This is a genomic window from Marinovum sp., assembly GCF_048263515.1.
GTDB lineage: Bacteria > Pseudomonadota > Alphaproteobacteria > Rhodobacterales > Rhodobacteraceae > Marinovum.
In genome coordinates this window covers 1-23234 of sequence record NZ_JBLXEC010000017.1, presented here as the reverse complement: position 1 = coordinate 23234, position 23234 = coordinate 1, and the positions used below count along the sequence as shown (strand labels likewise).

The 23234-nt window shown below is 65.6% G+C and carries 23 protein-coding genes and 3 tRNA genes; 14 read left to right on the top strand and 12 right to left on the bottom strand.

Features of this window, described 5'->3' with window-relative positions; all coding sequences use genetic code 11:
* Window positions 1–55 precede the first annotated feature (55 nt).
* Entirely contained in the window at window positions 56–2149 is a 2094-nt protein-coding gene (locus tag ACN0SE_RS15085; RefSeq protein WP_417525358.1) for a 4Fe-4S binding protein, read from the top strand.
* Window positions 2146–3018, top strand: coding sequence for an FAD:protein FMN transferase (locus ACN0SE_RS15080; protein WP_417525357.1), 873 nt, complete (start codon window positions 2146–2148; stop codon window positions 3016–3018). The genes ACN0SE_RS15085 and ACN0SE_RS15080 overlap by 4 nt, the downstream gene beginning before the upstream one ends.
* A gap of 4 nt (window positions 3019–3022) precedes the next feature.
* Here the strand turns inward: ACN0SE_RS15080 and ACN0SE_RS15075 are convergent, their stop codons facing one another.
* Window positions 3023–3925: a substrate-binding periplasmic protein gene (locus ACN0SE_RS15075; RefSeq protein ID WP_417525356.1), complete on the bottom strand. Its 903-nt coding sequence runs from the start codon at window positions 3923–3925 to the stop codon at window positions 3023–3025.
* A 3-nt stretch (window positions 3926–3928) separates the two neighbouring features.
* A complete protein-coding gene (gene pedF / locus ACN0SE_RS15070; protein ID WP_417525355.1) occupies window positions 3929–4627 on the bottom strand; it encodes a cytochrome c-550 PedF in 699 nt (232 codons plus the stop codon).
* A 148-nt stretch (window positions 4628–4775) separates the two neighbouring features.
* Here pedF and ACN0SE_RS15065 point away from each other — a divergent pair, with 148 nt between their 5' ends.
* The 6 genes from ACN0SE_RS15065 to ACN0SE_RS15040 are packed head-to-tail and all read left to right on the top strand — an operon-like array spanning window position 4776 to window position 9460.
* Window positions 4776–5948: an ABC transporter substrate-binding protein gene (locus tag ACN0SE_RS15065; protein WP_417525354.1), complete on the top strand. Its 1173-nt coding sequence runs from the start codon at window positions 4776–4778 to the stop codon at window positions 5946–5948.
* Window positions 5945–6904 carry a YVTN family beta-propeller repeat protein gene (locus ACN0SE_RS15060; protein WP_417525353.1) on the top strand — a complete coding sequence of 320 codons (960 nt, stop codon included), beginning with the start codon at window positions 5945–5947 and terminating at the stop codon, window positions 6902–6904. Before ACN0SE_RS15065 ends, ACN0SE_RS15060 begins: the two co-directional genes overlap by 4 nt.
* Before the next feature lie 23 nt (window positions 6905–6927).
* Window positions 6928–7362, top strand: coding sequence for a hypothetical protein (locus tag ACN0SE_RS15055; RefSeq protein WP_417525352.1), 435 nt, complete (start codon window positions 6928–6930; stop codon window positions 7360–7362).
* Window positions 7359–8075, top strand: a complete 717-nt coding sequence (locus ACN0SE_RS15050) for an ABC transporter ATP-binding protein (RefSeq protein WP_417525351.1) — start codon at window positions 7359–7361, stop codon at window positions 8073–8075. Before ACN0SE_RS15055 ends, ACN0SE_RS15050 begins: the two co-directional genes overlap by 4 nt.
* Window positions 8072–8863, top strand: a complete 792-nt coding sequence (locus ACN0SE_RS15045; RefSeq protein ID WP_417525350.1) for an ABC transporter permease — start codon at window positions 8072–8074, stop codon at window positions 8861–8863. The genes ACN0SE_RS15050 and ACN0SE_RS15045 overlap by 4 nt, the downstream gene beginning before the upstream one ends.
* Window positions 8864–8923: 60 nt before the next feature.
* Window positions 8924–9460: a tetratricopeptide repeat protein gene (locus tag ACN0SE_RS15040; protein ID WP_417525349.1), complete on the top strand. Its 537-nt coding sequence runs from the start codon at window positions 8924–8926 to the stop codon at window positions 9458–9460.
* On the opposite strand, the gene ACN0SE_RS15035 is transcribed toward ACN0SE_RS15040, so the two are convergent.
* Window positions 9400–10092, bottom strand: coding sequence for an ABC transporter ATP-binding protein (locus tag ACN0SE_RS15035; RefSeq protein ID WP_417525348.1), 693 nt, complete (start codon window positions 10090–10092; stop codon window positions 9400–9402). The genes ACN0SE_RS15040 and ACN0SE_RS15035 overlap by 61 nt on opposite strands.
* Before the next feature lie 10 nt (window positions 10093–10102).
* Complete coding sequence (locus tag ACN0SE_RS15030) at window positions 10103–11074, bottom strand: ABC transporter substrate-binding protein (protein ID WP_417525347.1); 972 nt, start codon at window positions 11072–11074, stop codon at window positions 10103–10105.
* A gap of 253 nt (window positions 11075–11327) precedes the next feature.
* Here ACN0SE_RS15030 and ACN0SE_RS15025 point away from each other — a divergent pair, with 253 nt between their 5' ends.
* A complete protein-coding gene (locus ACN0SE_RS15025) occupies window positions 11328–13103 on the top strand; it encodes a PQQ-dependent methanol/ethanol family dehydrogenase (protein WP_417525346.1) in 1776 nt (591 codons plus the stop codon).
* An 80-nt stretch (window positions 13104–13183) separates the two neighbouring features.
* Here ACN0SE_RS15025 and hisA read toward each other — a convergent pair whose 3' ends face one another.
* Window positions 13184–13906: a 1-(5-phosphoribosyl)-5-[(5-phosphoribosylamino)methylideneamino]imidazole-4-carboxamide isomerase gene (hisA, locus tag ACN0SE_RS15020; RefSeq protein WP_417525345.1), complete on the bottom strand. Its 723-nt coding sequence runs from the start codon at window positions 13904–13906 to the stop codon at window positions 13184–13186.
* A 134-nt stretch (window positions 13907–14040) separates the two neighbouring features.
* Between hisA and ACN0SE_RS15015 the strand changes: the two genes are divergently transcribed.
* Together ACN0SE_RS15015 and ACN0SE_RS15010 are read left to right on the top strand one after the other, a co-directional pair.
* A complete protein-coding gene (locus ACN0SE_RS15015; protein WP_417525344.1) occupies window positions 14041–14427 on the top strand; it encodes a DUF2147 domain-containing protein in 387 nt (128 codons plus the stop codon).
* 59 nt (window positions 14428–14486) lie between these two features.
* A complete protein-coding gene (locus ACN0SE_RS15010) occupies window positions 14487–14864 on the top strand; it encodes a DUF2147 domain-containing protein (protein WP_417525343.1) in 378 nt (125 codons plus the stop codon).
* Window positions 14865–14888: 24 nt separating this feature from the next.
* On the opposite strand, the gene hisH is transcribed toward ACN0SE_RS15010, so the two are convergent.
* The 3 genes from hisH to hisB form a co-directional block, all read right to left on the bottom strand.
* A complete protein-coding gene (gene hisH / locus ACN0SE_RS15005) occupies window positions 14889–15527 on the bottom strand; it encodes an imidazole glycerol phosphate synthase subunit HisH (RefSeq protein WP_417525342.1) in 639 nt (212 codons plus the stop codon).
* A 64-nt stretch (window positions 15528–15591) separates the two neighbouring features.
* A complete protein-coding gene (locus tag ACN0SE_RS15000) occupies window positions 15592–16074 on the bottom strand; it encodes a GFA family protein (RefSeq protein ID WP_417525341.1) in 483 nt (160 codons plus the stop codon).
* Between the two features lie 203 nt (window positions 16075–16277).
* The gene (gene hisB / locus ACN0SE_RS14995) at window positions 16278–16865 is read right to left on the bottom strand and encodes an imidazoleglycerol-phosphate dehydratase HisB (RefSeq protein WP_417525340.1); all 588 of its coding nucleotides are present in this window, start codon (window positions 16863–16865) and stop codon (window positions 16278–16280) included.
* A gap of 132 nt (window positions 16866–16997) precedes the next feature.
* Between hisB and ACN0SE_RS14990 the strand changes: the two genes are divergently transcribed.
* Complete coding sequence (locus tag ACN0SE_RS14990; protein ID WP_417525339.1) at window positions 16998–17237, top strand: Lrp/AsnC ligand binding domain-containing protein; 240 nt, start codon at window positions 16998–17000, stop codon at window positions 17235–17237.
* A gap of 44 nt (window positions 17238–17281) precedes the next feature.
* Here the strand turns inward: ACN0SE_RS14990 and ACN0SE_RS14985 are convergent.
* From ACN0SE_RS14985 to ACN0SE_RS14970, 4 genes are all read right to left on the bottom strand, one after another.
* A tRNA-Gly gene (locus tag ACN0SE_RS14985) sits at window positions 17282–17356 on the bottom strand.
* Between the two features lie 33 nt (window positions 17357–17389).
* Window positions 17390–17464: transfer RNA gene (locus tag ACN0SE_RS14980), tRNA-Gly, on the bottom strand.
* Window positions 17465–17830: 366 nt separating this feature from the next.
* Window positions 17831–21277 carry a pyruvate carboxylase gene (locus tag ACN0SE_RS14975; protein ID WP_417525338.1) on the bottom strand — a complete coding sequence of 1149 codons (3447 nt, stop codon included), beginning with the start codon at window positions 21275–21277 and terminating at the stop codon, window positions 17831–17833.
* A gap of 104 nt (window positions 21278–21381) precedes the next feature.
* Complete coding sequence (locus ACN0SE_RS14970) at window positions 21382–22263, bottom strand: hypothetical protein (protein WP_417525337.1); 882 nt, start codon at window positions 22261–22263, stop codon at window positions 21382–21384.
* Between the two features lie 124 nt (window positions 22264–22387).
* Here ACN0SE_RS14970 and ACN0SE_RS14965 point away from each other — a divergent pair.
* Together ACN0SE_RS14965 and ACN0SE_RS14960 are read left to right on the top strand one after the other, a co-directional pair.
* Window positions 22388–22463, top strand: a tRNA-Thr gene (locus tag ACN0SE_RS14965).
* A gap of 208 nt (window positions 22464–22671) precedes the next feature.
* Window positions 22672–22878 carry a hypothetical protein gene (locus ACN0SE_RS14960; protein WP_417525336.1) on the top strand — a complete coding sequence of 69 codons (207 nt, stop codon included), beginning with the start codon at window positions 22672–22674 and terminating at the stop codon, window positions 22876–22878.
* The last annotated feature ends 356 nt before the right edge of the window (window positions 22879–23234 follow it).

The following is a 23234-nucleotide window of genomic DNA, read 5'->3' as shown; positions in this document are numbered from 1 at the left end:
CGGTCATACCATGGTCGCATAGGGCCGTGGCCGCGCCGGGCGTAGCGTATCGCCCATGACGGGAGGACGGATCATAAGGGCGCTGGCCCTTGCGATAGCGCTGTGCAGCGCGGGGCTTGGCGCTGCGGCAGAACCCTTGGGCCGGGCCGAGCTTGAGTCCTACATCGTGCCGCCGATGAGCCTCGGCGCGCCGATCAACGACAAGGGCGTCTGGCAATTGCTCAACTCGGGTGGCGCCGAGGCCGGCTATGTGTTCGAGACCGAGCCGATGGCGCCACTGCCGGGGTTTTCGGGCGCGGCGATCAACATGCTGGTGGTGCTCGACCTCGACGGGCGGTTCCTCGACGTGCAGCTGCTGTCGCACAACGAGCCGATCTTTGTCTCGGGCCTGCCGGAGAAGCTGTTCTACGACTTCTTCAAGCAGTATCGCGGCCATTCGATCTCGGACACCTTGGTCGTCGGCTCGCCTTATGGAGCCGGCGGCGAAGGCTCGGCGCTGGTCTATCTCGACGGGGTGACCAAGGGCACCGCCTCGGTCAGGATTGCGCATGAGAGCATTCTGGCCGCCGCGCTTCAGGTCGCACGGGAGAAGATGAGCGGCATTTCCACCGGCCCGCCGGCCTATCCCGACCGCGACTACCGCGAAGACCTGACGTGGGACGATCTGGTGGCGCAGGGCATCGTCACCCGCAAGACCGTCAGCAATGCCGAAATCGACGCCGCCTTTGCCGGCACCCTGTGGGAGGATGACGACCCCGAGGCGCGCGACGACCCCGAGGCACCTTACCTCGATCTCTGGCTGGTCGACCTCGGCGCGCCGTCGATTGCCGAAGCGGTGCTGAGCCCCGGCAGCTACGAGGAATTGCAGGACCTGATGGCGATTGCCACCACCGACGAGCCGGTGCTGGTGATCGACACCGCGCGCCACGGGCTGGTGACCGAGGCCTTCGTGCGCAACACCTCGCCCGACCTGATCAGTGCCCGGCAGGGCGGCTTTCCCATCGCCTTTCGCGATGCCGATATCTACATCGAGCTGAACGACGCCCTGCCCGAGGCGCTGCATGACGGCGCGGCGCTGATCCTGCGCACCGACCGTCGGCTGGGGTTTGACCCGACGGCGGAATGGACCCTGCAGATCAAGGCCCTGCGCGCCCATGGCTCGTTCCAGCCGGAGCTTGGCAGCGTCACGCTCGAGGTCACGCACCAGACGCCCGAGCGGTTCTATGCCCGCCCCGAGGTGATCAAGCCGGTGCCGCCCTGGGTGGACGCCTTGCGCAACCGTCAGGGCGATCTGATCGTGCTGGGGGTGTTCCTTGCGGGGCTGCTGGCGGCGCTGGGGTTGGGAATGAACTGGCTGGCCGGGCATCATCTGTTCACGCCGATCCGGCTGGGTATCCTGGCCTTCGTCACCGGCTTCATCGGCTGGTGGGGGCAGGGGCAACTGTCCATCGCCACGCCGCTCGCCGTGGCGCGGACCGCGGTTGACGGCGGCAGCCTGGCCTTCCTGCTCTACGATCCGTTTTCGCTGTTGATCTGGGGCGTGACGATCGCTGGCTTCCTGCTCTGGGGCCGGGGGCTGTTCTGCGGCTGGCTCTGCCCCTTCGGTGCCTTGCAGGAGTTTGCCCATCACCTCGGTCGCCTGCTCCGCCTGCCACAGATCGAGCCGAGTGCCGCCTGGGACCGGCGGCTTAAGGCGCTGAAGTACGTGGTTCTGGCCAGCCTCGTGGCGCTGCTCTTCGCCGCGCCGGCGGCGCTGGATACGGCGATCGAGGTCGAGCCCTTCAAGACCGCGATCACCACCTTCTTTGTGCGCGAATGGTATTACGTCGCCTATGCACTGGCGCTGCTGCTGCTGTCGATGGTGCTGTTCAAGGGCTTCTGCCGCTATCTCTGCCCCCTGGGCGCGGTGATGGCGATTGGCGGGCTCATGCGCGGCCGTGACTGGATCGCGCGGCGGGCGGAATGCGGGTCGCCCTGCCAGCTTTGCCGGGTGAAATGCAGCTACGGCGCCATCAAGAAGAGCGGCGAAATTGCCTATTCCGAGTGTTTCCAGTGCCTTGACTGCGTGACGATCCATGACGACCCGCGCCAGTGCGTGCCGCTGATCCTCGCGGCCAAGGGGCGCAAGATGGGGTTTGCCGCCGAATGAGCCTGAATCGTCGCCGTTTCCTGACCATCGCCGCCGCCTTTGCCGCCACGCCCGCCATGGCCGCCCGTCACAGCTGGCGCGGCCGGGCCTTTGGCGCCGAGATCGGCATCGAAGTGCATGGGCCCGCCGCGCTGGCAGAGCCGGCGCTGGCGGCGGCGCGGCAAAGGATTGTCGAGGTCGAGCGGATGTTCAGCCTGTTCGATCCCGGCTCCGATCTGGTGCGACTGAACCGGGACAGGCGGATTGCGCCGCGCCCGCAGTTCCTTGCGTTGATGCAGGCGGCGGACCGGGCGTATCACCTGACCGGCGGGCTCTTCGATCCCACGGTGCAGCCGCTGTGGGCGGCTTTGGCGCGGGGTGAAGACCCTGGCGCAGCCGAGGTGTTGATCGGCTGGGACCGCGTGCGTTTCAATTCGCAGGAGGTGCGTCTGGCCCCCGGTCAGGCGCTGACCTTCAACGGCATCGCACAGGGCTTTGCCACCGATCTGGTGAGCGAAGAGTTGGCGGCGCGCGGCGTGACCAAGACGCTGGTCAATATCGGCGAACATCGCGGGCTTGGCGGGCCTTGGCGGCTTGGCCTGTCGGACCCGCGCCACGGCGCGCTGGGCGCGTTGAGCCTGACCTCCGGGGCGGTCGCGACCTCGAGCCCGCAAGCGACCCCCTTGGGCGACAAGGGCCATATCTTGCACCAGCAAGCCGCGCCGAAATGGTCGAGCGTGACAGTCGAGGCCGAGACGGCGACGCAGGCCGATGCGCTGTCGACTGCGTTGGTACTGGCGCCCTTTGAGCAGGTGCGGGAGCTGAGGCGGGCGGCGGGCCTGCGCCGGGTGATCCTCGTCGACCCCGCAGGTGATCTGATCACCGTCTGAGCGCTCAGCGCTCCGGCTCTTGGTGGGTCAGGCCATAGTCCGCATAGATCTGCGCGATCCGCCCGTCCTGCAGCGCATAGTTGATCGCGTCATCCACAGCGTAAGACAGCGGCCGGTAGGCGAAATTCACCGCCACCCCCAGCGTCCACTTGCTGACGGCAAATCCGGCCAGGGGCGGCTGATGCACGCCAGAGGCCTCGGTCAGCCCGTGTTCCAGCTGGCCCAGTGGGCCGGTCACGGCCTTGACCTCGCCGGCCTCGAGCGCGGCCATCGCCTGCACCATGTCGGGATAGCGCCGGATGTTGGCCTGCATCTGCCCGCCGGCAAAACCCGACAGGTAGAAATCCGAAATCGAGTCGTTCTCGACGCCGACGGTGTCGAAGCGGAAATAGGCCGGCACCGGCTTGTCGTCGGGATAGCTCGCGCTGTCATAGGCAATGGCGATGCTCTCGGCGGCGTATTGCCCGGTAAAGACCACCTGCTCGACGCGGCATTTGAAGGCGCTGTCGTAGGGGATGCGCATCATCACGTTGGACACCCGCCCGCCGATCACCGCGCCCTTCCAAATGTTGTTGCGCAGGTCGGCTTCGAGGTTCTCGCCGGCGGCGACGAAGTTGAACCGCGCCTCGACGCCCAGATCCTCGGCAATCAGCCGGGCGATCTCGACATCGACACCGCGGGGCTGGCCGGCCTCTTCCCAGCTGTAGGGCGGGTAGTCCTCGTAGAGCGCAAAGAGCATGTGCCCCCGCTCCTGGATGGTGTCGAGGTCCTGTCCCACCACGTCGCGGCCGGTGTTCTGCGGCTTGGGCTGGGGCACGTAATCGGCGCAGGGATCAGCGGCTTGGGCCTGCCCCGAAAAGGACAGGCCCAGAACCAACAGGGAGAGAGAGAGGGCCCTGTGAAACATGACCTAGTGCGCGGCCGACAGACCGATGGTCAGGGTCTCCGCCGCCGCCTTGTAAGAGGCCGGGGTGCCGTCGATCAGGTTGGCGGCGCGAAAGGCCACGCTGTCGGCCACCGGCGCGCCGGACAGCGTGTCGATGGCTTCGGCGATCTCGCTCAGCCGCGTCTTGAGCGCCTCGGCATCGGCGCCGCCGGCATCCTCGGCATAGCCCGCCAGCTCGTCACGCAGGGCGCGCAGCTCGTCGGCGTGTTCCTCCATCTGGTCACCGTCGGGGCGGGTCTCGATATAGGTGCGGATCGCCCAGGCGGCGTCCTGACCCAGAAGCTCGCCAAAGGCCGGCATCTTGGTGGTGCCGTTCTGGGTATAGCCGGTGCGGAACCGCTCGACATACCATTCGTCGCCGTATTCCTCGGCCTCGAGAAAGCGCAGATCGGGCGCCAGCCCGCCCGAGACGACCTCGAGCCCGTGGCAGCGCGCGCAGTTCTGGTTGTAGCCCGAGGCGCCGATCTCGATCGCCCGCAGCCAGGTCTCTTCGCCAACGTCATCGACGCGGTAGGGGTTTTCGGTCAGCCACTCCTCGCCGGTTTCGGGCAGGCCGGTGGTGTCGACCGCCTGTGGCGCCACGTCTCCATGGGCATGAACAAGCGTGGTGGCGGCGATCAGGGCCGCAGCCGTCAAAAGGCCCGTGAGCGGTGTCGAGTACATGGTTTTCCTCCCAGAACTGGTCTCGTCCGTTGGCTGAAAATTACGCTGCTGCCGGGGGCCGGTGATATTGGACTTTGGTTGCGAATGGGGCGTAACGCGACCAAAGTCTCATTCCGCGCGCGCGCCGCGGCTTGCTAGCGTCACCGGCATGAAATCCGTTGTCGCATCAGCCTGCCTCGCCCTGCTGGCCCTCTCACAGGCGCCTGCCGCCGGGGCCGAGGTGCGGCTTGCGATCGGATACCTGGGCGTCGAGGTGCCGCGCCCGCCGGTGCTGTCGAACCTTGACCCTGCGCCTGTCGACAATGGCCTCGCCGGGGCACGCACCGGCTTGCAGGACAACCAGACCACCGGCAAGTTTCTGGGCCAGAGCTACGAGATGTCAGAGGCTTACGTGCCCGAGGGCGAAGACCCGCTGGCCGCCGCCAGGGCGCTTCTGGCGGTGACGCCTTTCCTGGTGATCGACGCACCCGCCGTGGCGCTGACGGCGATTGCCGACCTGCCGGAGGCGCAAGGCGCGCTGCTTTTCAACACCAGTGCCGGCGATGTGGCTTTGCGCGACGCCGAGTGCCGCGGCAACCTGTTTCACAGCCTGCCGTCGGATGCCATGCGCACCGATGCGCTGGCGCAGGTGCTGGTGCAGAAGCGCTTGACCGACCTGGTGATGATCGCCGGCACCCGCCCGCGCGACCGGGCCTATGCGCAGGCGATGCGCCGCTCGCTCACCAAGTTCGGCCTGAAGCTGTCTGATGAAAAAGAGTGGGCGTTTGACGCCGACATGCGCCGCACCGCTGCGCAGGAAATTCCGCTGTTTACCCAAGGCTTCGGTGATTACGACGCGTTGATCCTCGCCGACGAACACCACGATTTTGGCCGCTACGTGCTTTACAACACCTGGGCGGCGCGGCCGGTTGTGGGGTCCGAAGGGCTGAGTGCCGTGACCTGGGCACCGGTGATCGAGCAATGGGGCGCGGCGCAGCTGCAATCGCGCTTTCGCGACCAGCACGGGCGGCAGATGACCTCGCAGGACTACGCCGCCTGGGCCGCCTTGCGCACCCTGGGCGAGGCCGTGACCCGCACCGGCGCCACCGATGCCGAGACCCTGCGCGCCTACATCCTGTCCGACGCCTTCGAGCTGGCCGGCTTCAAGGGCCGGCCGCTGACCTGGCGAGACTGGAACGGCCAGCTGCGTCAGCCGATCGCCGTGGCCCATCCCCGCGCGCTGGTGGCGCAGGCGCCGCTCGAGGGCTTCCTGCACCAGAGCAACGAGCTCGACACCCTGGGGCTCGACCGCCTCGAAAGCCAATGCGAGGCCTTTCAATGATCCGCACCGCCATCGCCACCCTGCTGCTGGCGCAGCCGCTCGCCGCCGGCGAGATCTGGGTGACCAACGAAAAGGACGACAGCGTCTCGGTGATCTCGACCGAGACGCTCGAGGTGGTCCGCACCTATCCCACCGGCGAGCGCCCGCGCGGCATCACCTTTTCGCGCGATTATTCGCGGCTCTACATCTGCGCGTCGGACAGCGACGCGGTGCAGGTGATGGACCCGGCGACCGGCGAGATCCTGCACGACCTGCCATCCGGCGAGGACCCCGAGCAATTCGTGCTGCACCCCAACGACCGGCACCTCTACATCGCCAATGAGGATGACGCGATCACCACCGTCGTCGACACCGAGACCCGCAAGGTCATCGCCCAGATCGACGTGGGCGTCGAACCCGAGGGCATGGCCGTCTCGCCCGACGGCAAGATCGCCATCACCACCTCGGAAACCACCAACATGGCGCATTGGATCGACACCGAGACGCAGGAACTTTTCGCCAACACTCTTGTCGACTCGCGCCCGCGCCACGCCGAATTCGTCAAGGACGGCGCCGAGATGTGGGTCAGCTCCGAGATTGGCGGCACGCTCACCGTGTTCGACACCGCCACCCAGTCCGAGAAGGCCAAGATCAGCTTCGAGGTGCAGGGCGTCCACCCCGACCGGGTGCAGCCGGTGGGATTTGAGCTGACGGCAGGCGACACCCATGCCTTCGTCGCCCTCGGCCCGTCGAACCACGTCGCCGTGGTCAATGCCGAGACCTACGAGGTCGAGGAGTACATCCTCGTCGGCCGCCGCGTCTGGCACATGGCCTTCAACGAGGACCGCTCGCGGCTGTTCACCACCAACGGCGTCTCGGGCGATGTCACGGTGATCGACGTGGCCAGCCGCAAGGCCCTCAAATCCATCAAGGTCGGCCGCTTCCCCTGGGGCGCGGCTTTCCGTCCGACCGACTGACCCCCTGACATGGAGAGACCCGCATGACCCTTCGTTCCCTGGCCCTTGTTGCGACCCTTGTCATTGCACCGCTGGCCGCGCCGGCCCAGGGCTTTGGCGCGGCGGGGCTGCTCTCGGGCAAGAACAAGCAGGACCTGCCGCCGATCATCCTGTCGGCCGGCGAACCCCTGTCGGAGGCGCCATGGGTGCTGCAATCCGGGACCTATTACGAGGTCGAGATCCAGGGCGACGGCAGCCAGGAGTTGGCGCTGGTGGGGCCAGAGTTCTTTCGCGCCATCTGGATCGACGAGATCGTCGTGGAAGGGCTGGAGATCCGGCCCCTCGGCCTCGACAGTGTCGAATTCGACGAGGCCGGCGAGATGGAGATCGGCTTTGTCGCGATCAAGCCGGGGCGCTATTACATCAAGATCCCCGGCACCACCGGAGAGACCCAACGCCTTGACATCACGATAGAATGACCGGGCTGACGGTCGCCGGGCTGAGCTATTGCTACGGTGCCAGACAGGCGCTGGACAACGTGTCCTTCGAGGTGCCGCCCGGCGCTTTCTGCGCGCTTCTGGGCCCCAATGGCGCCGGCAAGTCGACACTCTTCAACCTGCTGACCCGTTTGTTCGTCAGCCCCGAGGGGCGGATCACCATCGCCGGGCAGGACCTCGCGGCCAACCCGCGCGCGGCGCTGGCGCGGCTGGGGATCGTATTCCAGCAGACAACGCTCGATCTCGACCTGACGGTGCGCCAGAACCTTGCCTATTTCGCCGCCCTGCACGGGCTCTCGGGGCGCAGGGCGCGGCAGAGGATCGACGCCGCGCTGGCGCGGCTCGGCATGCTGGAGCGCGCCGGCGAGAAATGCCGCGCGCTCAACGGCGGCCACCGCAGGCGGGCCGAGATTGCCCGCGCGCTGGTGCATGACCCGAGCGTTCTGCTGCTTGACGAGCCGACCGTTGGCCTCGATGCTGCCGCCCGCGCGGCGATCACCGATCACGTGCACGGGCTGGCCGACGAGGGCGTCACCGTGCTCTGGGCCACCCATCTGACCGACGAGGTGCGGCCCGACGACCGGCTGGTGCTGCTGCACCGCGCGCGGGTGCTGGCCAGCGGCACCGCCCGGGACATCGCCGGTGACCAGACGTTGCAGGCGCGTTTCCTCGCGCTCACCGGGGCGCCGGCATGAGGGCCTATCTCACCTCGCTGCGCGCCATTGTCGGCCGCGAGGCGCTGCGTTTTGTCCACCAGCGCGAGCGCTTCATCGCGGCGCTGGTGCGGCCCCTGGTCTGGCTCTTGGTCTTCGCCGCCGGGTTTCGCGCCGCGCTGGGGCTCAGCATCATCCCGCCCTACCAGACCTACATCACTTACGAGACCTATATCGTCCCCGGCCTCTGCGGCATGATCCTGTTGTTCAACGGCATGCAATCCTCGCTTTCGCTGGTCTACGACCGCGAGATGGGCTCGATGAAGCTGCTGCTGACCTCGCCGCTGCCGCGCTGGTGGCTGCTCTTTGCCAAGCTGGCGGGCTCGACCGTGATCTCGGTGCTGCAGGTCTATGCCTTCCTCGCCATCGCCGCAGCCTTTGGCATCACCCTGCCGGCCTGGGGCTATGTCACCGCGCTGCCGGCGCTGGTGGTGGCGGGGCTGATGCTGGGCGCGCTGGGGCTGGTGCTGTCGAGCTTCATCCGGCAGTTGGAGAACTTCGCCGGCGTGATGAACTTCGTCATCTTTCCGATGTTCTTTCTGTCCTCGGCGCTCTACCCGCTGTGGAAGATGGCCGAAAGCTCGAAGCTTTTGCACGACATCTGCGCCGCCAACCCCTTTACCCATGCGGTCGAGCTGATCCGCTTTGCGCTTTATGCGCAGTTCAACGGCAAAGCGCTGATCTGGGTGCTGCTGGCCGCGCTGGTCTTCACCGCGCTGGCGCTCTGGGGCTACGATCCGGCGCGCACGCGGATCGCGCGGCGGGGTTGAGGGCGGGTCTACGACCATAAAGGGATGAAAATTCACTGCCTCTGCGCTAGCTTCAAGAGCATGAAACAGCTTCTCTGCGCCCTGATCTGCCTTGCCACCCCCGCCCTTGCCGAGGGGGACGAGCCGTTTGGCACCCTCAATCCCGACGAGATGACCTGGCAGTCGATCACCGAACGCGCCGAGCGGGGCGAGACCGGCATGGTGCTGTGCGCCACTGGTTACATGCTGACGAAATCCGGCGATCACGCCGCCGCGCGGCGGCTGTTCCAGAACTGCGCCGCGGCGGGCTACACCGGCGCGATGACCTGGATGAGCCAGCTCGACAACAACGGTCTGGGCGGCGAATACAACCCCGACGCCGCCGCCGAATGGGACCGGCGCGCGGCAGAGCTGGGCGATCCGGTGGGCAAGTTCAACTACGGGCTCGACCTGTTGCGCGGCCACGGCGTGGCGCAGGATCAGGGCCTGGGAAAGCGCTATGTCGATGAGGCGGCGCGCGATGGTCTGCCGGCGGCGCAGCGGCTGCAGGCGGCGGGTTACGATCCCGACGAGGTGACGCCGGACGCCGACAACTGGAAATACGCGCCCCTGTTCTGAACATCGCCGGTGACCCGCGCCGGGCTGCCGCCCAGGGTCACGATGCGGCTGGCCAATCGCTTGGCCTCGGCCTCGACATGGGTGACGAGGATCGTGGTCACGCCATGCGCGGCGCGCAGGCGGGCGAAGAGTACCATCATTTCCTCGACAAGCTCGGGATCGAGCGAGACGAAGGGTTCGTCCATCAACAGAAGGTCCGGCCTGACCGCAAAGGCCCGCGCCAGCGACAGCCGACGCTGTTGGCCGAGCGACAGCTGGCCGGGATAGTCGCCCTCGCGCCCGGCAAGGCCAACCTCGGCCAGGGCGGCTTCGGCCTCGGCCTGCGAGGCGCCGGTGGGAATGCGGATATTGTCGCGGACGCTGCGCCAGGGCAGCAACGTCGGCTCCTGAAAGATCATCGCCGTTTTGCCGGCGACATGGCAGTGACCGCTGAAATCGTCATGCAGCCCGGCCATCACCCGCAGCATCGAGGATTTGCCGATGCCCGAAGGGCCGACCAGCGCGAGCGTCTCGCCGCGCCGCACCTGCAGGGTGATTTCGCCCAGCACTGGCGCGGGGCCATAGTCCAGCCGGGTGAGATGCAGGTCGAGCAACGGGCCCGGCTGGTCGGCCGGGCCTGTGCTGTCCTGCACGAGGGTCCGTTCAGCTGCCACTTTGCAGGAAGGTCCCTTGCGGCAGCTCGGTGGCCTCGCCGATCAGTGCCTCGCCGCCCAGGTCCGCCATCAGCGCCAGCATCCGCGCCGCGGCCGCCTCGTCCACCGGGCCGGGGGCCGGGATGCCGGCGCGGAAGCCGGCCTTGAGCGCCTCGAACTCGGCGTCGGTCTTGGCGTTCATCCGTGCGCGCAGCCGGTCCCATTCGGCATCGTCGCTGGCCAGCATGTCCTTGGCCGCGCGCGAGGCAGCGGCAAGCCCGTTCACCAGATCAGGCTGCTCGCGCAGCATCTCGCCGGTGATCACATAGCCCAGCAGCGGCGTCTCCGGGTCGAGTCCCAGATCGGTGGCGGCCTCGGCCACGTCGATCAGCGTGCGCATGCCCGAGGCTTCCATCTTGGCCATGAAGTGCCAGAAGTTGATCGCCGCGCCGACCTCGCCCGAGAGCGCCGACTTGAAGATCAGCGGCGGCGCGCCGAAGACCTGCTCGGTCTCACCGGCGAGATCCATGCCATGGGTTTTCTCGGCATAGGCCCGCAGGATCAGCCAGCTCTTGTCGAGCGGCCCGCCGGCAATGCCGATCTTGGTGCCTTTGAGGTCGGCAAGGCTCTGCGCCGGGCTGTCCTTGGCCACCATCACGCCGCCCACGGCCTTGGAATAGGGGATGAAGACGTAATCCCGCCCCGCCGCGCGCTGCCGCGCCACCCAGAGCCAGTCAGAGACGATGACATCGGTCTCGCCGCCCTGAAAGGCGATCTGCGCCGCGCTGCTGCCGGCGACGCCCTGCACCTCGAGGTCGAAGCCCTGTTCGGCGTCGAGCCCATGGTGGGTGATGGTGTCGAGCTCCCAGTTGACGGTGCCGAACTTGAGCACCGAGGCGCGCAGCACCGGGGTCTCGGCGAGGGCGGCGGTTGCCATGATGACGGCCGCCGCGGCGCCGCCCAGAATCCGTGTAATGGTCATGTGATCCTCCCGTTTGGTCGCAGGATGAGCGAAAGCGGCGATCCCTCAAATACGACCATAGGCTTGCGCCGGTGCGAATCGCGTTTGGAGACAGGGTATTTTCGACGTTGTCAACGGACAATGGGTCTTACGACCAATATCCAATACCTGCGCAGGGGCTTTGCGAGAATGATGAAGCGGGGCCCTGCGCCCGCCTTTTGGGCGCGGCCCGACTGATCCGGTCCTAGTGCAGGGCCATGGGAGGAGACCTGACATGAACAGATTCATCATCGCCGTCACCGCAGGGTTGCTGGCGACATCCGCATTTGCGGAAAGTCACGGCATGGGCGTGACGGAGGAGATGCTGGCCAACGATACCGCATCCACCGGTGACGTGCTGACCAACGGCATGGGGCGGCATCTGCAGCGCCATTCGCCGCTCGACATCCTCAACAAGGACAACGTCAAGAACCTGGTGCCGGCCTGGGCCTTCTCGCTTGGTGGCGAAAAGCAGCGCGGCCAGGAGACCCAGCCGCTGGTGCATGACGGCGTGATGTATATCACCGGCTCTTATTCGCGGCTCTATGCGATCGACGTGAAGACCGGCGAAGAGCTCTGGCAGTATGACGCCCGCCTGCCCGAGGGCATCCTGCCCTGCTGCGACGTGGTCAACCGGGGCGCGGCGATCTACGGCGAGAACATCTATTTCGGCACGCTCGACGCGCGGATCGTGGCGCTGAACGCCAAGACCGGCGACACCGTCTGGAACAAGAAGATCGCCGATTACAAGGCCGGCTACAGCTACACCGCCGCGCCGCTGATCGTCAAAGGCCTGGTCGTCACCGGCAATTCCGGCGGCGAATTCGGCATTGTCGGCTCGGTCCAGGCGCGCGACGCCGAGACCGGCGAACTGGTCTGGGAACGCCCGGTGATCGAAGGCCACATGGGCATGCTCAACGGCGAAGAAAGCACCATGACCGGTGAGCTCAACGCCACCTGGCCCGGCGACATGTGGAAGACCGGCGGCGGCGCCACCTGGCTGGGCGGCTCGTATGACGCCGACACCGACACGCTGGTGTTCGGCACCGGCAACCCGGCGCCCTGGAACAGCCACCTGCGCGATGCCGGCACGCCGAAGGACGACAATTCCGGTGATAACCTCTATGCCGCCTCGCGCCTTGGCATCGACCCGGCCACCGGCGAGATCAAGTGGCACTTCCAGACCACCCCGCGCGAAGGCTGGGATTATGACGGCGTGAACGAGGTCGTGGCCTATACCGACCGCGAGGGCAACAAGCGCTTTGCCACCGCCGACCGCAACGGGTTCTTCTACGTGCTGAACCGCGAAGACGGCGCCTTCGTCTCGGCCACGCCCTTCGTCAAGGACATCACTTGGGCCGAAGGCATCGACGAGACCGGCCGTCCGATCTTTGTCGAGGACAACCGCCCCGGCGATCCCTCGGCGGCGGCCGACGGCAAGAAAGGCGAAGTGGTCTTTTCCTCGCCCTCCTTCCTTGGTGGCAAGAACTGGATGCCGATGGCGCATTCGCCGACCACCGGCCTGTTCTACGTGCCGTCGAACGAATGGGGCATGGACATCTGGAACGAGCCGATCACCTACAAGAAGGGCGCGGCCTACCTCGGCTCGGGCTTTACCATCAAGCCGAACTACGAAGACCACATCGGCAGCCTCAAGGCGATCGACCCTGACAGCGGCGAGATCAAGTGGGAGTACAAGAACGACGCGCCGCTCTGGGCCGGTGTCATGACCACCGCCGGCGGCCTGGTGTTCACCGGCACGCCCGAAGGCAAGTTCATCGCCTTTGACGACGAGACCGGCGAAGTGCTGTGGTCGTTCCAGACCGGCTCCGGCATCGTCGGCCAGCCGATCACCTGGGAACAGGACGGCGAGCAATATGTGACGGTGATTTCCGGCTGGGGCGGCGCGGTGCCGCTCTGGGGCGGCGAGGTGGCCAAGAAGGTCAACTACCTCAACCAAGGCGGCACGCTCTGGACCTTCCGTCTGCCGAAACAGCTTGCCGCCAACTGACGGCGCTCAAAACTGCTGCTTGCGATGCCCCTGCCAACTGGCGGGGGCATTTTTCGTTGTGGGGGGCAGGAGAGGTGGCCTCAGCCCGCCATCACCGACAGCGCCTCGCGCAGGGTGAAGGCGCCGTCATAAAGCGCCCGGCCCGAGATCGCGCCATTGAGCGGCGCACCGCAGTTGCGCAGCGCCCGCAGATCGTCGAGTGACGAGACACCGCCCGAGGCGATCACCGGGATCGAGACGGCGCGGGCCAGCGCCGCGGTGGCCTCGATGTTGGGCCCCTGCATGGCGCCGTCACGGTTGATGTCGGTGTAGATGATCGCGGCCACGCCGGCATCTTCGAAACTGCGCGCCAGATCGGTGACCTCGACATTGGTCTCCTCGGCCCAGCCCTTGGTGGCGACCATGCCGTTGCGTGCGTCGATGCCGACCGCCACCTGGCCCGGAAAGGCCTTGGCGGCGTCGCGCACCAGCTTGGGGTCTTCGACCGCCGCGGTGCCGAGGATGACCCGCGCCAGCCCCTTGTTGAGCCAGCTTTCGATCGTCTTCATGTCGCGGATGCCGCCGCCCAGCTGCGTCGGAACGGCGGTGGCGGCGAGGATCGACTCGACCGCGCCGGCGTTGACCGGGCCGCCGACAAAGGCGCCGTTCAGGTCCACGAGGTGCAGCCATTCACAACCGGCCTCGACAAAGGCGCGGGCCTGATCGGCCGGGTCTTCGTTGAACACGGTGGCCTTGTCCATGTCGCCGCGAAGCAGGCGCACGGCCTTGCCGTCCTTGAGGTCGATGGCGGGATAGAGGATCATGGGCAGTCTACCTTCACTCGCAGTTCGGCGGCGTGTGGCACGTAACGTCAGCGAATGCAATGGACCCGACGTCACAGTTGCGCGGCAGGGTCCATGGGTCGCAGGCTCTGTCCACACTCAGGGAGGAGATGGAAATGAAGAGACTTGCACTGGCGGTCGTGGCCTTCGGTCTGGCCGCAGGCGCGGCAGCGGCCGACCCGGCGACCGGCGTCTGGCAGACCCAGCCCGACGATGGCGCCTATGCGCATGTGACGATTGCGCCCTGCGGCAACAAGCTCTGCGGTGTCATCAGCCGCACTTTCAAGGGCAGCTCGGAATACAATTCGCCCAACAAGGGCAAGCAGCTGGTCATGGGCATGACCCCCACCGGCAACGGCAAGTATACCGGCAAGGTCTGGCGCCCGTCGAACGGCAAGGTCTACAACGGCAAGATGGAGCTGAACGGCAAGACGCTGAAGATGTCCGGCTGCATCGCCGGCGGGCTGCTCTGCAGCTCTCAGGTCTGGACAAGACTCAAGTGATGATCATCATGGGGCGGGGGCGCGATCGGCGCGCTCCCGACGTGTGACAGGAGGGCGCAATGCGCCGCTATCCGATCCGCGCCGTCCTTGCCGGCGCCCTGATCCTTGGTCTGGCCGGGATGGCCGGTGCCGATCCGCTGGTGGGCCTCTGGGCCTCGCCACCTGATGGCAAGGGCCAGACCGGCATCGTCCAGATCAAGCCCTGCGGGCCGGCCTTTTGCGGCACGCTGATCAAGGCGTTTGATCCCAAGGGCAAGCAGATCGTCACGAAAAACGTCGGCAAGCGCCTGCTCTGGGACATGAAGCCCAAGGGCGGCGGCCTCTATGGCGGCCGGGTCCATGTGCCGATCTTCGGCAAGGATTTCCCGGCCGAGGTCAGGCTCACCGGCAACCAGATGACCGTCAAGGGCTGCGCCGCGGTGGCCTGCAAGACATAGAAATGGCTCCGCGCGCAATAGTCCTCAAGGGGCCCAGCGCAGGAAGTTGCCAATCATCCGCAGCCCGTTGCCCTGGCTCTTTTCCGGGTGAAACTGCGTGCCCACCATGGTGCCGCGCCCGATCACCGCGGTGACATCGCCGCCATACTCCACGTGCGCGAGACGCTGTGCCGGATCGGCGACGCGAACGTGGTAGGAATGCACGAAATAGGCATGCTGCCCGTTCTCGATCCCGTCGAGCAGCGGGTGCGGGTTGTCGATCACCAGGTCGTTCCAGCCCATGTGCGGCACCTTGAGCGCTGGGTCCGCGGGCGTGATCCTGACCACCTCGCCGCCGATCCAGTCGAGCCCCGGCGTATCCTCGTATTCCCGCCCCCAGCTGGCCATCAGCTGCATGCCGACGCAGATGCCCATGAAGGGCCGGCCCTTGACCTCGACCGCCTCGACCATGGCGTCATACAGGCCGGAATGGCCCTTCAGCTCGCGCATGCAGGCCGGGAAGGCACCATCGCCCGGCAGCACGATGCGATCGGCCCGCGCCACCACGTCGGCATCGCCGGTCACCACGATCTCGCCGGCGTCGACCTCTCGGGCCATCCGCTGAAAGGCCTTCTCGGCCGAATGCAGGTTGCCGGATTCGTAATCGATGAGTGCTGTGAGCATGGGCCGCGCCTTTCCGAAGTCTGCCGGTGGCGTGGCGCGAAACGCCCGCGAGGTCAAGGCCCGCCTAGCGGATGTGCAGCACCTCCGACAGCACCTCGGGCTCCAGCGCCGCGCCATCGGGCATGGCGGCATGGCGGGCGAAGGTGGGAAACCCCGGTGGCACCAGGGTGCCTCGGGTGGCCTCGTCGAGGAAGATATAGCGGCTGTTCTCGGGCGTGAACTCGAACCAGCCGGGATCGTCGAAGGTGCCGCAATAGACCCCCAGCCGGTCCGGCCAGCGCTCGAAGGTCAGATGGGTCTTGGTGCCGCAGGTGGCGCAGAAATGCACGAAGACCTGCTTGCCGCTGCCGCCCGAGACATGCACGTAGCGCCGCGGCGTGCCCCGCGTCATGGCAAAGGCGGGCAGGTCAAAGATCGGTTCGACCATCCCCTTGGCCCCGGTGGCCCGCTGGCAGAACCGGCAGAAACAGGCCGTGACCCAGAGCGGCGCCGCCGTCACCCTGTACCTCAACCCACAACAGAGACAGCCGCCGAAATGCTCGCCCATGGCCCGTCCCTCCGAGATGTGTCACCCGGAAAACCATACCACGTTTCCATCCCCGCCGGGCCCCCAAAGCCCAGCGCAGGCCAAATACCCCGATCCCCTGCTTCTTCTGTTTGAAAATACCCTCGGGGGGTTTGGGGGGCTGGCCCCCCAACCGGTCGACGTGCACAGGCACGGCGAAAATCCAAGTGCCACGAACCGCTGGTTCAGAGCGCACCCTTGGTCGAGGGAATCGCATCCGCCTTGCGCGGATCCACTTCCACCGCCTCGCGCAGGGCGCGGGCCACCGATTTGAAGGCCGCCTCGGCGATGTGGTGGCTGTTAAAGCCATGCAGCGCGTCGATGTGCAGGGTGATGCCGCCGTGCGTGGCCAGCGCCTGAAAGAATTCGCGCACCAGTTCGGTGTCGAAGGTGCCGATCTTGTGGGTCGGCAGATCGACGTTCCAGATTAGGTAAGGCCGGGCCGAAAGGTCGAGCGCCGATCGCACCAGAGCGTCGTCCATCGGCAAGAGGCAAGAGCCGTAGCGGCGGATGCCGGTCTTGTCGCCCAGTGCCTGAACCAGCGCCTGGCCGATGGCGATGCCGGTGTCCTCGACAGTATGGTGATCGTCGATATGCAGGTCACCCTCGGCGCGGATCGTCATGTCGATCAGCGAATGCCGCGACAGCTGGTCGAGCATGTGATCGAAGAACCCGACGCCGGTCTGGTTGTCATAGGTGCCGGTGCCGTCGAGATCGAGCGTCACGGAAATGCTGGTCTCGGCGGTCTTGCGGGTGATCGTGGCTGTGCGCATGGGCTCGTCCTTCAAAGTCAGCGCCTTATAGGCCGGGTGCGGCGTCACTCCAAGAGGCAGGTCTGCGGTTTTCGCCGCTTGTGCGCGACGGGCCACTGTGCCAGCATCCGATACATCGAGGGAGGATTGCTCATGACCACTTGCGTGTTTGTCCAGCTGCGCTGCACCCCTGGGGCCACCTACCGGGTGGCCGAGGAGATCGTCCTGCGCGAGATCCACTCCGAGCTCTATTCCACCAGCGGTGATTTCGACCTGATGCTCAAGCTCTACATTCCCGAGGATGAGGATGTCGGCAAATACATCAACGACCGCCTGCTCGACATTGCCGGCATCGAACGCTCGCGCACGACGCTGACCTTCAAGGCGTTCTGAGGCTCGGCCCCGCAGGGCAATTTGCTGATCCGATCGAGAGAGTTTGGAGCGGGCGAGGCGATTCGAACGCCCGACCCTAACCTTGGCAAGGTTATGCTCTACCCCTGAGCTACGCCCGCATCCGTTTGGCCATCTCTGGCCTGGGGTCCCTATGGAGCGGGCGAGGCGATTCGAACGCCCGACCCTAACCTTGGCAAGGTTATGCTCTACCCCTGAGCTACGCCCGCATATCCATTGGGTGTGGCGGATTTATAAAGTGTTGGGCTGGGCTGCAAGTGGAAAATGCGGGATTGGCGGAAAAAAGAGCGTGGGGCCGGTGGGGCGGCGATGTCCTGGCCTGATGAAAGCGCCCCAGCGCGTTAACAGCGGCCAAAGGCCGCCGCGCATCGCCGGGCCGCATCCACGGCACGGCGATTGGACAACCACCAGCGCGTCGATTTGATCTTCTTCGGATGTGGCAGATATAAAGTGCCACTGAACCCATCGAGGATCGCCGCACCGCGGCGCGGCGATGCGCGGCTTGTGCGAAGCCCCTGAGCAAAGAAAAAGGCCCCCTCCGCGAGGAGGGGGCCTGCATAAGACTGTCCCGAAGCTTACTCCAGCTCGACCAGCAGGTCCTTGGCGTCGATCTGGCCGCCGGGGGTCACGTGGACCGCCTTGACGGTCGCGTCGCGCTCGGCGTGGATGCCGGTTTCCATCTTCATCGCCTCGATGGTTAGCAGCAGATCGCCTTCCTTGACCGCGTCACCGGCCTTGACCGCAACCGTGGCCACGACACCGGGCATCGGCGCGCCGATGTGCTTGTCGTTGCCCAGCTCGGCCTTGGGCCGCGCGGCCGAAGAGGCCGCCGCCTTGCGGTCGGGCACGCGGATCACCCGGGGTTGGCCGTTCAGCTCGAAGAAGACCTTTACGTTGCCGTCCTCGCCGGTCTCGCCCACCGCCTGCAGGCGGATCTCCAGCGTCTTGCCGGGGTCGATCTCGGCGGTGATCTGGTCGCCGGGCTGCATGCCGTAGAAGAAGGTATGCGTCGGCAGGGCGCGGACCGGGCCGTATTGCCGGTGGCGACCCATGTAGTCGAGGAAGACCTTGGGATACATCAGGTAGCCGTTGAGGTCCTCGTCATCGACCGTATAGCCCTCGAGCTCCTTCGAGAGCTCGGCGCGGGTGGCCTCGAGATCGACCGGTTTGAGGTGCTTGCCGGGGCGCTCGGTGTTGGGTTTCTCGCCCTTCAGCACCTTGTTCAGGATGCCGGTGGGGAAGCCGCCCGGGGGCTGGCCGAGATTGCCCTTCATCATGTCGATCACCGAATCGGGGAAGCTGACGTCGACCTTGGGGTCCTCGACCTCTTCACGGGTCAGGCCCTGGCTCACCATCATCAGCGCCATGTCGCCCACCACCTTGGAGGACGGCGTGACCTTGACGATATCGCCGAACATCATGTTCACGTCGGCATAGGCCTGTGCCACCTCATGCCAGCGTTCCTCGAGCCCCAGCGACCGCGCCTGGGTCTTGAGGTTGGTGAACTGGCCGCCGGGCATCTCGTGCAGATAGACCTCCGAGGCCGGGGCCTGCAGGCTCGACTCGAAAGCCGCATACTGGCCGCGCACCGCTTCCCAGTAGTTCGAGATCTCGCGGATCGCGGCCACATCCAGACCGGTGTCGCGCTCGGTAAAGCGCAGCGCCTCGACGATCGAGCCGAGCGTCGGCTGCGAGGTGTTGCCCGAGAGCGCATCCATCGCGCCATCGACCGCATCCACCCCGGCCTCGGCGGCGGCCATGATCGTGCCGATGCCAGCGCCAGAGGTGTCGTGGGTGTGGAAGTGGATCGGCAGGCCGACCTCTTCCTTCAGCGTCCGGATCAGCGCGCCGGCGGCCGAGGGCTTCAGCAGCCCGGCCATGTCCTTGAGGCCCAGCACATGGGCACCGGCATCACGCAGCTCCTTGCCCATCTCGACATAGTATTTCATGTCGTATTTTGACCGGTCGGGATCGCGGTAGTCGCCGGTGTAGCAGATCGTGCCTTCGCAGACCTTGTTGGCCTCCTGCACCGCATCCATCGCCACGCGCATGTTCTCGACCCAGTTGAGGCTGTCGAAGACGCGGAACACGTCGACGCCGGATTCGGCGGCCTGTTTGACGAAGAACTGCACCACGTTGTCGGGATAGTTGGTGTAGCCCACGCCGTTCGAGGCGCGCAGCAGCATCTGCGTCATCACGTTCGGCATGGCGGCGCGGATGTCGCGCAGGCGCTGCCAGGGGCATTCCTGCAGGAAGCGATAGGCCACGTCGAATGTCGCGCCGCCCCAGCATTCCACCGAGAAGAGCTGCGGCAGCTTGTGGGCATAGGCCGGCGCCACCTTGATCATGTCGATCGAGCGCATCCGCGTGGCCAAGAGCGACTGGTGACCGTCGCGCATCGCGGTGTCGGTGATCAGCACCTGCTTCTGCGCTGCCATCCACTCGGCCACGGCCTTGGGGCCCTTTTCGTCGAGCAGGTTGCGGGTGCCATAGGCCGGCGTCTCGTCGAAGGGCACCTGCGGCGGACGCGCGGGCTTGAGGTCGGGATGCGGCTTGGGGCGGCCCTGCACCTCGGGGTGACCGTTCACCGTGATGTCGGCGATATAGGTCAGCACCTTGGTGCCGCGGTCGCGGCGCTTCTGGAAGTTGAAGAGCTCGGGCGTCTCGTCGATGAACTTGGTGTGGTACTGGTTGTTCAGGAAGGTCGGGTGCTTGAGCAGGTTCTCGACAAAGGCGATGTTGGTGCTGACACCGCGCACGCGGAATTCGCGCAGCGCGCGGTCCATGCGGGCGATGGCCTTTTCCGGGGTCTGCGCCCAGGCGGTGACCTTGGTCAGCAGGCTGTCGTAGTAGCGGGTGATGACGCCGCCGGCATAGGCCGTCCCGCCATCAAGCCGGATGCCCATGCCGGTGGCCGAGCGGTAGGCGGTGATCCGGCCGTAGTCGGGGATGAAGTTGTTCTGCGGGTCCTCGGTGGTGACGCGGGTCTGCAGCGCGTGGCCGTTGAGGCGGATGTCATACTGGCTGGCCTTGCCGGTGGCCTCGGCGAGGCTCTTGCCCTCGGCGATCAGGATCTGCGCCTGCACGATGTCGATGCCGGTGACTTCCTCGGTGACGGTGTGCTCGACCTGTACACGGGGGTTCACTTCGATGAAGTAGAACTTGCCGGTCTCCATATCCATCAGGAATTCGACGGTACCGGCGCATTCATAGTTCACATGGGCGCAGATCTTGCGGCCAAGCTCGCAGATTTCCTCGCGCTGAGCTTCCGACAGGTAGGGCGCCGGTGCCCGTTCCACGACCTTCTGGTTGCGGCGCTGGACCGAGCAGTCACGTTCGTAGAGGTGGTAGATATTGCCCATCTTGTCGCCGAGGATCTGAACCTCGACGTGGCGGGCGCGGGTAATCATCTTTTCCAGATAGCCTTCGCCATTGCCAAAGGCCGCCTCGGCCTCGCGACGGCCTTCGAGCACCTTGTCCTCGAGCTCGTCCTCGGAGGCGATCGGTCGCATGCCGCGGCCACCGCCGCCCCAGGAGGCCTTGAGCATCAGCGGGTAGCCCACCTCGGCCGCCTGCTTCTTGATCTCGGCCATGTCACCGCCCAGCACCTCGGTCGCCGGGATCACCGGCACGCCGGCCTCGATCGCCACGCGCCGCGCGCTGGCCTTGTCGCCCAGGGCGCGCATGGTGGCGGCCTTGGGACCGATGAAGGTGATGCCGGCGGCGTCACAGGCATCGACGAAATCGGGGTTTTCCGACAGCAGGCCGTAGCCCGGATGGATCGCATCGGCGCCCGACATCTTGGCGACGCGGATGATCTCTTCGATGCTCAGGTAAGCCGCCACCGGACCGAGACCCTCGCCGATCCGATATGCCTCGTCCGCCTTGAACCGGTGCAGACCGAGCTTGTCTTCCTCGGCGTAGACCGCGACGGTCTTCTTGCCCATCTCGTTGGCCGCACGCATGATGCGGATGGCGATCTCGCCCCGGTTGGCAATCAGGATCTTGTGAAAGTCGGACATGGCAGGCTTTCCGTTTGTTGCATTGCAGCATGCTTAGACGGTCGGCGACGGTAGGTAAACATACCTGACGGGTTCAAACGTGACTTCAAATCGGTTTGAGGGGCCTATGCCGCGATCAGCGTCACATTCGGCATGTTGGCGATGATCTCGACATCATGCTCGTAAAGGTCGGTCAGAGTGTCGACATAGTCGTCGGTCCAGCCGGGAATATCGAGCTCTTCCTCGACCGCATCCTCCAGCGCGTATTTGTCGAGAAAGGCCACCATCACCTTGCGCTTGTGCGGCTCGGAAATGCCGGGATGCTCGTGCAGGAAGGCGCGGAACCGCTTCATCCCTTCCTCTGACATGATCCGCGACAACAGGTCGAAGGCCCCGGCGATCTTGGCGCCGCTGGGCAGGCCGCCAAGCGCGCGCAGGATCTCGCCCCAGATCAGCGGGCTGTCCTCGTTGCACCAGACGGTGATCGGCAGGTCGGGCAGGGCAATCTGGATGCGTTCGATCACCTCCGACCAGCGCAGATAGGCGGGCTCGGCGCCGTTGAGAAAGCTCTCGAAGCTCTGGTGCGGCGTCTCGGCATAGACCCCCGGCAGCCAGGTCGCCGGGTTGCGGATGCCGAGGAACAGCTCGATCTGGTCGCTCTCGAACAAACGCGCGGCATTCTGCATCCGCTCTTCGGCGCGCGGATAGATCCGCCCGGCCCCAAGCGCGATCTTGGGCACGCAGAACAGGTGTTCATGGCTGAAGACCACGCGGCCGAAACTGTCGGGATCCTCGCTCAGCACGTTTTCCAGCAGGATGTCGCGGGCATCGGGCGACGGATCGGCCTTGCTGAGCGCATTGAGCGCGCCGCTGAGCAGCTGCCGGTAGCGGCTGGGCCCCGGCACGGCGACGGCGCGGGCCCTGAGATCGTCGGCATTGCGCAGCAGGCATCGCAGGAGCTTGCCGTCGTCGGTGGCATGGGCTCCGGCGTGGAGAATGACTTTCATGCGGGCTCCGTTTCCTGCGCTTGGCGGCACTATACTGGAGCCGCCGGCGGTTGAAAGCCCCGCCGCCCGGCCGCCAGATTTCCTCTTGCCCTGCAAGCGGCGACGATTTAGAGGGTTGCGACGTGCCCCTATAGCTCAGCTGGTAGAGCAACTGATTTGTAATCAGTAGGTCCGCGGTTCGAGTCCGTGTGGGGGCACCACTTGTCAAGAAAAAACCCTCGAAACTTCAGGTTTCGAGGGTTTTTCTTTGTCTGCTGCAAATTTTTGCCACACAAACTGCCACACACGGGCAGCCGTTTCTGCGACGGTCCAGAGATGCACTGTCATCTTTCGACCGTGAAACAAACCTGCGCAGCATTTCGCTCCAGCGGACCGAATTCCCTCCAATCAATGGATTGGAGAAAACGGATGAAACCTTCTATCGAACGCTTGGAAAACGCCTTGATTATCATGGCAAGGATGATCACCACTCGTGCCGACGGAGAAACGTATCTCCCGATCTGTGAGCGTCTGGAGGCCGAAATCGCGGCGCTGCGAGCCAGCGAAAACTACATGGACAAAATGCGCCGACTTGCGGAGTGCGGCGCAGCTCGAGGAGCTGCGAGCCAAGCTTAGGCACGACATCAGACAACCCTCGTTCTTCTGGGGGCTGTCAGAGCCAGAAGTCGTTGTCAAATGACGGAACGCCGCCGAATCTTGGTGCCATGAACCTCAGGGGAAAGAGAAGGTCGAAGCGTCTCGATAGCGCCTCAGTTCGCACTGCGACAGAGACTTATGCTGACCGCCTGCAACAATCGAAACAGGTTCTGCTGAACGACGTGGGAACAGATTTCCCCGGGGCCACCTCGTGTCCTCAGAAATCACCTTCACGCGTACTCTGGTCACGAAGTCCTGGAATGTGAACAGGCGTGCAATTTTGACCCCGTAACGGGGTGATCGGCGTCCAAAAATGACCCCCTTACACTGATGTG